Genomic DNA, 14,025 nt, shown 5'->3' with positions numbered 1-14,025 from the left:
AACAGCTCATTTTGTTCGATAAACGGAAAAAGCACATACCTATTTTTGCCACCCATTTAGACAGCGTTCTGCATATGATGATCTTTTCATTCATGACAAGTGTGATTTCATGAAGAAATAAATCTAATTTTCAAGCATATATCATGATTTTGAATAAACCATTTTCTTCACTGCTTTGTTAGTTAACTATTAATCATGCTCAAAATGTATTAAATCGTGAAGAAGATATTAATTGTTGATGATGCGGCAGATAGCCGACTGATTTTAAAAAGTATGTTGCGCAACTATGACGTTGAAGTGGTGGAAGCCAATGATGGTGTTGATGGCTGGAAAAAGATCGTTGCCGAACAACCCGACTTGGTTTTATTGGATTTACACATGCCTCATAAAGATGGCTTTTCGATATTGGAAGACCTGGAAGAAGAGTGGATGGGGATTCCAGTGGTTATTGTATCTGGTGATTCTCAAGAGGAAACCATTAGTGCCTGCGAATACTACGGTGCCAAAGCATTTCTGAAAAAACCAGTTGTGCTGGAAGAGTTTAAAGAGGCCATCAAGGTGTTGCCGTTATAGAGTTGAAAACTGATAAATTGACAAACTGGGTAATCGAGAAATTGGAGTCAACAAACTCTGGAGTACAATCTTTTAAAGTTTAACAGCCCCTTAACTAATCAAGACATAAATAACTCTACGACAACAGACCACGCACTTATTTTAGTCCCAGCCACATACTATTGCTAAAGTCTCTTTCTTTGTAATCGCGAAATACCAGCCAAAAATCATATTGCTCAACTTCACTCAGCTTAACTTTCCATAAATAGGATCCATCACGCCTTTCTCCTCCAGTTTGTTTATAACGAGTAGCGTATTGGCTGTGCAAACCGGCTATAACCAATAAGGTATCCGAGCCATAACCCAGCCCATTATCGTTCCATTTAAACAATACGCCATCCTCTGTGCGCTCAACACTTGCCTCTGCCGGCAGTGGCACAGAGCCCCGGCTCACCCGCGCATTAGTATAATCAAGGTATTGCTCAGGATAGACACCGCCGATAGCATTTAGCAAGTTATAAGATTTAGCAGCCATAAAAGCAGAACGCCCAACAGCTTCCTTTTGAAAAGTTATTCTTAATACATCTTTGTATGGCCCCAGAAATGCATTGACCAACTGCATCTTTTGTCGTTGTACCAATTGCTTCTCCGACTTCTTGTCTTTATACTGCCCGGGTAGTGAGCGCATATAGCTTTTACCATACATCTGGTAGGTGATAACATTGCCTACTCTCCCTGAAGAACCATCGTTAATATTAAATTGTGCCATAAATGTCTGGAATAATGATTTAACATTAGTACTTAAGTAACTACAACATCTTAATACGCCTGATATAGCCAAGCTGGTACATAAGGAACAGGCACTATACTTATTTCGCACCAGCTTATTACCAACAAGGTACCAGGCTCGCTTTAAAAACATATTCAAGTTATATTTAATACATACTAAAGTCAAGTTAAACTCAACTATAGTCGAATTTAATCTGAGTTTAATATGACTTTACTCTGAGTTTACTCTGAGTTTAGTGACTTGTTGGTACGAACCTGGCACGGAGCAGATAGCTAGTTGAACCGGACTGATACATACGCTCTTTTCCTAGTATATTATGAATATAAATGCTCAATTTGTACGGATGACATCTTTATTAGCATTCTAACAGTAAAGATATCATCCGTTAACGACTCAAAAAAAAGCCCGCTCATTTGCATGAACGGGCTATTGATCTTATCTGATTCAAATTACTTTATCAACACTTTTTCCTGGAATTGATGATTACTCCCAGATACCTTAACAATGTATATGCCTGGCTGAACATTTAACTCTGCTTCATATACTTCGCCACTAAACTCATCGTTCATCACCAGAGAACCAGAAACTGTATAAACCGCAACGGTCTTTTCCTGTATATCCCATCCACAGCTTACCTTTAAGAATGATCCATTTTGCACATATACTTTTACTTCAGCTCCATCTTCTGAATAAATATCATCAATATCGGTTGGCACTTCCGTTTTCGATGTCTTAAAATGCAATACAAAACGCTCATGGTCGACACCTTCTTCAGCCGTAAAATTATAAACAAAGTCATTAGTCAATGTAGTTGAAACACCTTTTTTGTCTTCCAATACAATATTATAATCGACACTTAAGGCATCAATTCCGCTTATGCGTAATTGCTGTTCTCCCTTTTTAGTTTGAACACCTAATATTTGCTGATAATCCTTGAGCTCATCAGGTAAAACATTAATCACTGTTTTAGTATCGTCCACAATTGAGTAGATATAAGAGTAGTTGGTACCTGAGTACATACGTTGTTTAGAATCCATATCTGTTAATGCCACATCTCCTTCAGGGAATAAAGCAATGACTGCTTCATCAGTTAAGCCGTGCTCATTACTTAGATAAAAGCGTAGAAGATTCTGTGGCGTTGTACTTACTGACTTTAATGTTGGAGTTGAGCTTGCATTCGTACGATTAGCTGCATCCATTGTAATTAATTTACCAGAATCATACTCACTATCTTTTGTTTTGATATAAAAGGCCTGATTTGGCGCAATCACGCCATCAAAAGTCTCAGGTACAGCAATGGTTGTAAATACACTATACGTTAAAAATTGCTTATCGTCATTGGAGTCAGAATCAGACACATAAACCGTTCCTTCTGTCGCTGCAAAATCTCCGCTATCATCAGCTACTTTAGGCAACTGGTAATAGGCCGGATATGGGTTAGCAATTATTTGCCAGCCATTTTGCACTTCTTTCGAATAGGATGCTTGATTGTTTAAAGCACCCACGTGCTCCACTACAGTGGATGGATTCAAAACTTTTAGCTGATAACCCCGAATCCGTTCACCTGAAGTGACTCCCTGGTTAAATTCAGTACCAGTGCTGCCCAGGTTAACTAAGCTACCAGCATCTGTATAATCATAAAGCACATATTTATTACCAGTGTTGCTTAAATCTGCTAAGATACCTTGGTAGGTAGCAATCGTCGGGTTTGAAATACTATGCCCAGTAAACCACCAATGTAATTCATCGTAGGTCCAGCGAACGGTAACATCGCCTGTAATGCTGGCGGCTGTATTAGTAATAATAGAAGTAGGCTGCGTATTAGTGTTTTCAATGATAAAATCTCCCTGAACATTGACATCTCCATTTATCGTCACTAAACTTCCTTTCATAATAGTAAGTGATGCGTTTGTCGAAATATCCAAATCATTCATACTGGCAGTTCCATCAATAATTGGGAAAGCATCGTTGTAATAAGGATGCTCTGGAATATAAATATCAGTCGCACCATCAGGAACTGAACCTGTGGACCAGTTACTTGAGACATTCCAATTTGTGTTTTGTCCTAACCATCCATCAGAAGCAACAACGATTGAATAATCTTCTGTTTCTCCATTCAAAGCATTACATGGTGTTGATGTATTATTACTTTGCGTAAAGCGCACTCGCATTCTTGTAGTCCCGGATAAAGCCCCTGGCGGAACGATAATCTGCCCTATCAAAACGCGACTTCCCGTATTACTGGTACTTCCAATTGCAAAGCTTTCGGAACTATCGAAGTTTTCATCACCATCCCAATCAACCCACACAATAGCATAACCTGTTCCTGTGTTATTTCTCACCCCTATACTAATATTGTAGGTTTCTCCTTTAGCAAAACTGGTTACCTGATCCAAAAATTCGGCATATCCACCATCGTCTCCTGTGGTATTATTAATACTTTCTATGATGACATTGGTTATATAACGATCGGATGAATTATTAACGGGCTGACAATAATTACCGACCGTCACCTGGTTAGAAACATCGGAGGTCCAGCTTCCGGAAGTAGCGCTAAGTGTTACTACGCCAGTTTCTGTAAATGTTAAATTAGCAAAAGAAGCCACCCCATTGACAGGCGACACAGTTACATTACTCATACCAATTGATCCACTCGCGCCATCATCATTCGTCATTACTACGTTGGTTGAGTAATTTAAATCGATATTACCATTAGCATCAGTAGCAGCCACTTCGGGCACTTGTCCTAAAATAGAATTGATAGTTGCATTAGCAGAGGGTTGTTGAGTAAAGCGCAGCTCGGTGGCAATTACCGAAACAGGGATAGCTCCACTCTCAACCATGTCAATTTTTATAAAATCATCTCCCAAACCAGTGACCATATTACTTCCTTCCAAGGCCAAATCAAAACTATCACCATCGTTAATACCATTGCTATTTAAATCGGCGTTTAACCACAATTTGATAGAATAGGTTTCCGGCGCATCCTGCGTTTCCAATAGAATCATATCGCTTGCTGTGAACGTGATTCCTGAACTTGTTATTACACCATCCATCCCTTCTGCTGGTATATCTGGTCCAAACAACCTAGCCCCTGCCAACGCATCGCTCCAATCACCAATTGTATTGGTTGCACCTTTACTAATACGCAATTGCTGAAGTCGTGTAATATCGAAATACTGCGATGATTTATCGGTTAGATCGAAAGAAAATACTTCTATCGCATCTGCCAATGTATTGGCAATTGAAGAAACTGATGTGGCTAATTTCTGTCCGTTGGTAATAGTTGATGTTGGTTCATAAATCCCGCCGACTTCTATGTTATCAATACAAAAAGCCGGTGGATAATAAGCAGAACCCGTACTGTTCCATCGAAATTCAAGCGTTTGAACACTTCCTACAAATGCATCCAGATTAATTGATTCCTTCGACCAGTTAGTTCCTTCACCAGAATACTCTTGTCCTATTTGCGTAGAACCTATAAAAACCGAGCCATAGTCATAAGTTGGGTTTCCCAGGCTCAACCAGTCAAAAGTTAAATTGGCCGTATGCAAATCGGTTAAATCAACTGTTATTGATAATGTAGCCCAATACGTTCCTCCACTTTCAACATAACCTGCGGTTGAACCATCAGCTGTTATGTAAGCAGAACGAGATCCACCTGAAACAAGATTTGTTCCTCCTAACAACCATGATGCCGAAGCAATATTAGAATAGCTTGATGACCATTCGGGATAAGCATCTGAGTTATCTTCCCAGTCTTCAAATAACACGGACACTTTGGCTGGTGTATTTGCACTAGCCTCTATACCAGTTGAATAAATACCATTTCGTGACGAAAAAGCTTTGTAATAATATACTGAACCGTAATTAAGTGGTGAGTGCTCATAACTTAACAAATCGCCAATAAACAGCACAGTCCCGCCACCGGGTAATACATCTCCTTCGTCATAAATGACACCCTCTTCAGGCGTCCCAAATACGCCATCGCTTGACCAAATCACTAATACTTCATCGTCATAAGCATTCTTTCCCCAACTTAAAGTATTGAACAAATCATTTGGGTTGGTTGCAGAAAAGGAAGTGGGGTCGGCAATCGTACCCGTGATTTTAAAATTATCGACACAAAAACCTGGGTTTTGGGAGGATCCACCTGTATTATTATACCATCTAAAGCGAATTGTTTTTATGCCGTTGTAATTAGCATTTGTTCCGTCTAAGGTTATTGATTCGCTTTGCCAGCTCGTTTGATCGTAGTAGCGTCGGGTATTATAAGTATCTGTGGAACCATTGAGTTGTACTCCATCAATATAGACCCTACCTGACTGATTGTAGTTACCATTTGCTTTCCATTCGAAGCTAAGCGTGATTGTTTCGAAATTTCTTAAATCGGCCTCCAACTCCAGGTATGTATCTGAATAAACGCCATTATCATAACCCGCTGAAATACCCAAATCATTTGAAATATAAGCTGATTGTGTACCCGTACTTGCTTCTGCTTTACCTCTTACCCACTCATTATCGGTTCCTCCATTAAACTCCCAAACGCTTATATCGCTTTCAAAACCTTCGCTGAAAGGCAATGCTACTGGTATCTTTACTGTTGTTGATAATGTAGATGAATAAATATCGTTATTGACCGACCAGATTGAATAGCTTATTTCATCGGAAAAGTTCCCGGTATGTGCAAAAGAACTGGCAGAACCGACATATATCACCTGGCCTCCACCACTTAAATAATCACCAGCAGTATAAGCCTGGCCGCTCTCGGGCCGGCCTATCGAGCCAAAAGTAGAGTAGGCGATTATTACATCATCATTATCTACACTCTTCACCCAATTCAGGTCAACTTGCGAAGTGGACGTGGCAGCTCCAGAAAAGCTTTGAGGACGAGCGACTTCACTACCGGTTATCCTCACCTCATCAATACAAAGTGCAGGATTTTCCCCAACACTCCAATCGAAATAAAACCAAAAACCAAGCTCAAATGAGGTGTTTAGATAATCGGTTATATCAATTACTTTTTCTTTCCAGGCTTCCTGACCGGCTAACTCCAAGTCACTGGTTAAGGATGTGTTAGTACGATTTTCATAAACAATACCGCCATCGTAGCCTGGCTCAGATATTCCTTTCCAATAAAAAGACAGTTCTAAACTTTTAAATGAACTGTAGTCAGTCGATGATAAATCAATGGTCTTCTCCATTGAAACCCATCCAGTTGAACCAGTATTGGCATCGTAACCTGCGGTTGCACCATCTTCACTCACATACGCAGCATTTCCCCCCATATACGCTTCATCTCCTCCTATGGCCCATGTATTACCACGGCTAGAACCGATTGACCAACTATTTGCATTTCCATTTTCAAAATCCTCATAAAATGGAGTTGAAGAAGAAAGCATATCTACCGTTAGTTTTACCGCCCGGGAATATTCACCTGTACTATTAACCGACCAAATTGCAAAATAGTTATCCACATCAGCTGTAATAGTAACCCCAAGCTGAGGCGACACAGAACCCGTGTATATCACTGTAGCACCATCAATATTATCGCCATTTGAATAGATAGTGGCATCAACCGGATTAATGGTTAGATCACTTGTTGCAACAGTGATGAGCACATCATCGCCATCTGCATTGGCTGTCCAACTTAAATCTACTGTCACATCAGTCAGGTTCGTGTAGGTAAAATTCGTCGGTTCGTCGACACTAGTAGCTAAGCCTGCCTTTACCAAGGCATCGTTTAGAGCTGTATTGTCAGATTCATCATTAATAAAATCTTCCTCATCTCCGGTATTAACCCCCATCCAGCCGGGGACATTGACGGTGGCGCTTGGATCAAGCACATAAATATCGCCCGAAGAGCTACTTCCACCTGACATTGTTAAATTACCTCCAACAACAATATTACCAGTGTTTCGAATGCTAGTATTGTTTAAGTAAACATCACCTGTCACAACAATATTCCCTGCTAACCGGGTGGATCCTCCTCCATAATTGTAAAAATCGCCATGGACGATGAGGGTAGCTCCATTGGCAACCCTTAACTCTTGATTAGCGTATAAGTTTCCAAATATTTCAACGACCGAACCACTTAAGAAGCGGTCTCTTGTCCAACCAGTATGGGTATAATTACCATTAACAGTAAAATCGCCACTGACTGTTCCATCAGCACTTGAGGTAAAATGACCGTTCGTGCTGACAGATGTTCCTGCAGCAATTGACCATCTTGCATTTATACTTGTTCCTCCCGGTATAACAGTTCCATCGGCATATGGATTCTGTCCTTTTACTCCTGCCCCCAACAGAAGTAATAATACTACAATGTAATAATATCTCATTTTTTTTATCCTTTTACTCCAGATTAATACACAAATGGATGATTAAATTATTCCAATTCATGCGTTATAATGCCATAAATCCCCACGTATAGCAATTTTAAAAAAGTTCGTAAAAATAACGATTTCCAGACTTTATAGTTCAAAAATTTGACAATTGAATACTATCCAGTGACAAACGTCTGATGGATAGATGTAGTAATTCTTTTTTATCCAGAATTAATAGTGATAAAACACTAGTTCGAATACCAGTGATAAAAAGGCTATTATGTCCCTATGAAACAACGGATTTACAATCCACATACGGAGATATAAAATATGGGTTGGCTAGATGTGTGACTTCCATCTAACCTTTAAATTAAATTTATTATTCACTTTTATAAGTAATATTAGCCTTAGAACCCAATTCTGTGACCGCGTATCAGCAGAAGCATCCTTTTTATTATTTCTATATCAATATATAAAAAGGCCCTCACAAATGAGAGCCTTTTGAAATATACTTTAAACAACTAAAGTCACTTTACAAATACCTTCTGCTGATAAACCTGCTCACCACCCGACACCTTAACAATGTATATGCCTGGCTGAACATTTAACTCTGCTTCATATACTTCGCCACTAAACTCATCGTTCATCATTAAAGAACCACTAATGGTAAACACCTCTATCGTTTTATCTCTTAAATCCCATTCGCATGTTACTTTTAAGCTTGACTCGTTTTGCACATATACTTTTACTTCAGCTCCATCTTCTGAATGAATATCATCAATATCGGTTGGCACTTCCGTTTTCGATGTCTTAAAATGCAACACAAAACGCTCATGGTCGACACCTTCTTCAGCTGTAAATGCGTAAACCGATGCATTGGTCATGGTGGTGAAAGTATCCATTCGCTTATCTTCTAATACAATTTCGTACTGCTCACCTAATTCATCTACGCCACTAATCCTCAATTCCTGCTCTCCTGCCTTTGTTTGGATTCCCAATATCTGTTGAAAATCCTCTAGATCCTCTGGCAATATATTAATTACAGTTTTAGTACCCTCCACCATCGAATAGATGTATGAGTAATTGGTTCCCGTATACATACGTTGTTTAGAATCCTGAGTATTTAAAGCTAAATCACCTTCAGGAAATAAAGCAATGACTGCTTCATCAGTTAAGCCGTGCTCATTACTTAGATAAAAGCGTAGAAGATTCTGTGGCGTTGTACTAACTGACTTTAATGATGGGGTTGAGCTTGCATTCGTACGATTAGCTGCATCCATTGTAATTAATTTGCCAGAATCATACTCACTATCTTTGGTCTTAATATAAAATGCTTGATTTGGCGCAATCACGCCATCAAAAGTCTCAGGTACAGCAATGGTTGTAAATACACTATACGTTAAAAATTGCTTATCGTCATTGGTATCTGAATCGGACACATAAACCGTTCCTTCTGTCGCTGCAAAATCTCCGCTATCATCAGCTACTTTAGGCAACTGGTAATAGGCCGGATATGGATTAGCAATTATTTGCCAGCCATTTTGCACTTCTTTCGAATAGGATACTTGATTGTTTAAAGCACCCACGTGCTCCACTACAGTGGATGGATTCAAAACTTTTAGCTGATAACCTCGAATCCGTTCACCTGAAGTGACTCCCTGGTTAAATTCAGTACCAGTGCTGCCCAGGTTAACAAAGCTACCAGCATCTGTATAATCATAAAGCACATATTTATTACCAGGGTTGCTTAAATCAGTTAAGATACCTTGGTAGGTAGCAATCGTCGGGTTTGAAATACTATGCCCGGTAAACCACCAATGTAATTCATCGTAGGTCCAGCGAACGGTAACATCACCTGTAATGCTGGCGGCTGTATTGGTAATAACTGATGCCGGTGAAGCATTTGTATTTTCAATTATAAAATCTCCGTTAACAGTAACATCTCCGTCAACATCCACTAATGCACCTGGCTTAATAGTCAGTGATGCATTATTTGCTATTTCTATATCTCCAATTGAGACTGAGCTGATAATAATTGGATACCTATCTCCATAAAGTGGATGTTCAGGAATATATACCGATGTACCGTTAGGAACTGAACCACTACTCCAGTTAGAATCTGCTGTCCAATCAGTATTTTGACCTTGCCAACTATTATCAGTCAATATTATTGTATAATCTTCAACTTCTCCATCTCCTATGCCATCTGGATGGCAACCATCTGAAGGAATAGTTTGATTTGTAACCATTACCCGCATTCTTGTTGCTCCAAGGGCAGCACCTGATGGCACAGTAAAGGTAGCATTAACAACTCCTGAACCCGACCTTGACACAGATAATTCCTGTTCCGAAGCATCAAAATCATCACCTCCATCATAATCAATCCATATAGATATATTTCGAGTGCCACTTAAATCATAGCCAACAGTAACGGTATACTCGTTGTTCCTTGTCAAACTGGTTGACTGATCTAAATAGTTTCCATAACCTCCATCTGCACCAGTGTAATTGTCGATGGTTGTATTAAGGTTAACTAAAGTAATAAAACTAGTATTTGTCAATGGAACACCTGTACAATAGTTAGATATTAAAACATTATTAGATATGCCGTCAGTTAGTACACCATCAGTTGCTGTTAATGTAACAGGCCCTCCACTGGCAGTAAAAGTAAGATCGGTATAAATCGCTTCTCCCGAGGCCACTCCGGGATCGGAATACGTCATAGCAATGCCTCCACTGTTTGTAATCACAATAGTACCTGTATAATCAGTATCAACATTCCCATTTTCATCAGTTCCGGCAACAACAGGTTGAGTTGCTAAAGCCTGATCAACACTAGCGTATGCGGAAGGTTGCTGAGTGAATTGCAATTGCGTTGCAATAATCCTCAAGGCATTTTTAGCATCGCCACTTTCAACCATTTGTGTTAAATCATCCTTAAAGCCAGAACCATCGTAAACTACCATATCATTGACATCTAACCTAAATTCAAACAACTGATTATCAAGAGTAGACTCTAGTGATGAATTTAACCAAATACGTAATTCATAATTCTCAATAGTTCCATCTTCAACTACAATCATTGAATCGCTTTCAAAAACAATATTGGTAGCATTTATAACTCCACTTAATTTTACGCCGGTACTTTCTCCTAAATCAGGTCCATACAAACTGGCGCCAGCTATGGCATTTGTCCAGTTAGCAATTTGGTTGTTATCACCTTGTGTAAAGGTAATCTGATGAAAAACCGTTGCACGCGTATCTGCCGTACCAAGATCTGTTATGTCAAAATCCAACACAGTCAACTCTTCTGCCTGAGTATCAACTATAGAACTAATATCATCGGGTTCAACACCTGCTCCGGCACTTATTTCAGAATCCTCATCATAGGTGCCTGTAATAGCAATATTATCCAGACACAACCCCGGATTTTCAGCAGAACCACTGGCATTTACCCACATAAATCTAAGGGTAGGCGTTTGATCAATATAGGCACTTAGATCTATTTCTAATTTTGTCCAGACTGTTTGATTATTAAGATTGCTCCCAACCTGAACTCCATCCAGATAAACTGCACCATAATCACTGATATTTCCATCTACCTTATAATAAAAAGCCAGTTTAGCGGAACCAAAATCTCTTAAATCAATAGCATGTTCTAACCAAATTGTAGCAGGATCACCTGTATCGTAATCGGCAGACATGCCTCCATCTGACGATACATAAGCCGATTGTGTTCCCTGGAAAGCTTCTGCCGTTCCTCTTGTCCAGGCATTGGTTGTTGAAGAACCCAAGGTCCAGCCAGTGATATCATTTTCCCAATCCTCAAAAAAACGTACATTGTCAGGCGTGGTCGCATTACCAGTTAAGGATGTAGAATAAATCAACCCACTTTTATGCCATATTTTATAATAATAAGTTCTGTTTGTTTGCAGAGGTTCATGTGTAAATGATGTACCTGTCCCTGCATAAATAATAGTACCTCCAGCCGTAAAAACATCTCCTTCAACATATTCTTGTCCTTTTACAGGTTCTCCGAAAGCCCCGGCATCGAAAGAATAAGCAACAATAACTTCATCCAATTGTGCATGTTTTGTCCACGACAAATTATTCGCCAAAGTATTATAATTCTCCACTGTAAAAGCCTGAACAGGATATATGGTACCATCTATTACAACATCATCAATACAAAAACCGGGTGTCTCAGAAGCATTCCATCCTGTTCTATTTACAAAGCGAATAAGTGATATATTCCCTAAATAAGCGTCCAATGAATAACTTTCTGAGCCGCCCCATGCACTAGTACGCTCAAGGTCTCCGGCATTCAACTGATTATTGTCAATATAAACATCGCCTTGAGCATCCCATTCTCCACTCGACTCATTTCCAAACTGCCATGCAAAATCAAGGGTAGCTGTTTGAAATCCTTTTAAGTTAACGGGCAGAGTAAGTTCATCATAAGTGGTAGCAAAATTATAAGTAGATGAAGTTATTCCACCATCTTCAGTCACATAGGCTGACTTAGAACCTGAGTTTGCTTCTGCTCTACCTATTACCCATTGGGTATAGGCATTAAAACCCAGGTTCCAAACTTCCACATCACCTTCGAAATCTTCCGTAAATGGTAGGGTAACGGGCAGTGAGGTTCTTGCAGACAAACCTGTTGAGTAATCACTTCCATTATTCGACCAGGCTTTATAATAAGCGACAGCTCCTGAAACATCAGCATGGGTGTATGACAATGCACTGCCCACATAAATTATTTCGCCGCCACCTACTAATAAATCACCAACACTATAACTCACTCCATCAACCAGGTTACCTATTGTTGAATTTGACGAGTAAGCTATAACAACAGGATGGGCGCTAGAATTTTGCTCCCATGTTAATTCAACATCATCGACACCAATTACACTTGCATTAAAAGACGCTAATCGCGCAACATTACTTCCAGTCATTCTGATATCATCGACACAAAATGCAGGATTGGTACCATCCATTCCCCAGGTTTGTTTCCACCTAAATTCTATATCTACAGTCTGACCACTATAATGTGTTAAATCAACAACTTTTTCCGTCCAACTTGTATAACCATAGAATTCATCCACTTCACTCTCCAGATTACCATCCACATATAACTCTCCTGTAGCAAATCCGTCTCTTCCCATGGCTTTAAAGAAGAACGAAAAGGAAACACTTTGGTAAGCTGGTATAGAAATAGACTTAGTTAATGAATAATCATCACTCCTTCTCGAATTATAACCAGGCGTTACTCCCAAATCTTCTGATATGTATGCAGAGTAGCTTCCTCGGTATGATGTACCGGTTCCTCTGTACCAATAGTTTTCCGAATCCCATCCTGAGGAGGCGGTCCAACCGTTTAAGCCGGATTCAAAATCGGTATCTTCAAAAGTTGTATTACTGGTAGTAACACCTGATGTAGTTGCTCCCATGGAATACTCAGAACTACCATCATAAGACCATATTTTATAATAATAAGATTGACCTTCAGTCAGACCTGTATGTGAATAACTTGAGGAAGCCCCCATAGCTAAAACAGTTCCTCCTCCTGTAATTGGATCATTAACACTATAAGTTCCGGTCGGTTCTCCAAATACACCATCAGTTGACCAAGCCAATAAAATATCTTCACCTAAGGTATTTAAAGACCAACCTAAGTCTAATTGAGTAGTCAATGAACCGGTAATGGTAAAAGCACCGGGGTTCTCAAGAGAATAACCTGTTATATTAATATCATCAAGATACCAATATCTATCGGCACCTGAAAACCCAGAAGGATATGTTAACTCGAAACGTATATTCACGGTAGAACCCGAGTAGCTACTAAGGTCGATGGTTCTATAAGTTGCACCTGTGTTATCAATCGTGGATTGATCGTAAGTCAATAGAACATCATAGGTGGCACCACTATCATCTGTAATAGATACAGTGCATGTTGTACTTCCAGTTCTATCTGTACGGTCTTCTCTGTAAATGAGCACATTCCCATATTGTGACAGGACAACTGATTGAGTTTCGATATACTCTGTCCGATTATTTCTGTCAACACTACCATAGATCTCTCCTGCGCTGTATGTATATCCACCATTATCGGGCCACCTGACGGCACTAATTGAACCACTGGAAAAGTCGTCTTCAAATAAAACTGATTGTCCATTCACAAACCCTACATCAATCAAAAGTATAGACAGCAACAACAAATAGGCATAAATATTTTTCATACATCAAGGTTTATCAAAACATACCAACAATTAAGGTTTCCACACCAAAAACAAATCCTAAAAATTTTATACGTATAATTCAATAAATAGATACAATAGTTAAGTTCTCTTTCAT

At 39.4% G+C, this 14,025-nt stretch carries 4 protein-coding genes; 1 reads left to right on the top strand and 3 read right to left on the bottom strand.

Features of this window, described 5'->3' with window-relative positions; all coding sequences use genetic code 11:
- The first annotated feature begins 216 nt into the window (after positions 1-216).
- Entirely contained in the window at positions 217-573 is a 357-nt protein-coding gene (locus tag J1N10_RS09615; RefSeq protein ID WP_262326484.1) for a response regulator, read from the top strand.
- Between the two features lie 136 nt (positions 574-709).
- On the opposite strand, the gene J1N10_RS09610 is transcribed toward J1N10_RS09615, so the two are convergent.
- From J1N10_RS09610 to J1N10_RS09600, 3 genes are all read right to left on the bottom strand, one after another.
- Positions 710-1,474 carry a DUF6266 family protein gene (locus J1N10_RS09610; RefSeq protein ID WP_262326483.1) on the bottom strand — a complete coding sequence of 255 codons (765 nt, stop codon included), beginning with the start codon at positions 1,472-1,474 and terminating at the stop codon, positions 710-712.
- Between the two features lie 317 nt (positions 1,475-1,791).
- The gene (locus J1N10_RS09605) at positions 1,792-7,683 is read right to left on the bottom strand and encodes a T9SS type A sorting domain-containing protein (RefSeq protein ID WP_262326482.1); all 5,892 of its coding nucleotides are present in this window, start codon (positions 7,681-7,683) and stop codon (positions 1,792-1,794) included.
- A 512-nt stretch (positions 7,684-8,195) separates the two neighbouring features.
- Positions 8,196-13,910, bottom strand: coding sequence for a T9SS type A sorting domain-containing protein (locus tag J1N10_RS09600; RefSeq protein WP_262326481.1), 5,715 nt, complete (start codon positions 13,908-13,910; stop codon positions 8,196-8,198).
- Positions 13,911-14,025 lie beyond the last annotated feature (115 nt).

The organism is Carboxylicivirga litoralis, assembly GCF_025499605.1.
Classification (GTDB): Bacteria; Bacteroidota; Bacteroidia; order Bacteroidales; family Marinilabiliaceae; genus Carboxylicivirga; species Carboxylicivirga litoralis.
This window is presented reverse-complemented; position numbering and strand designations above follow the sequence as displayed.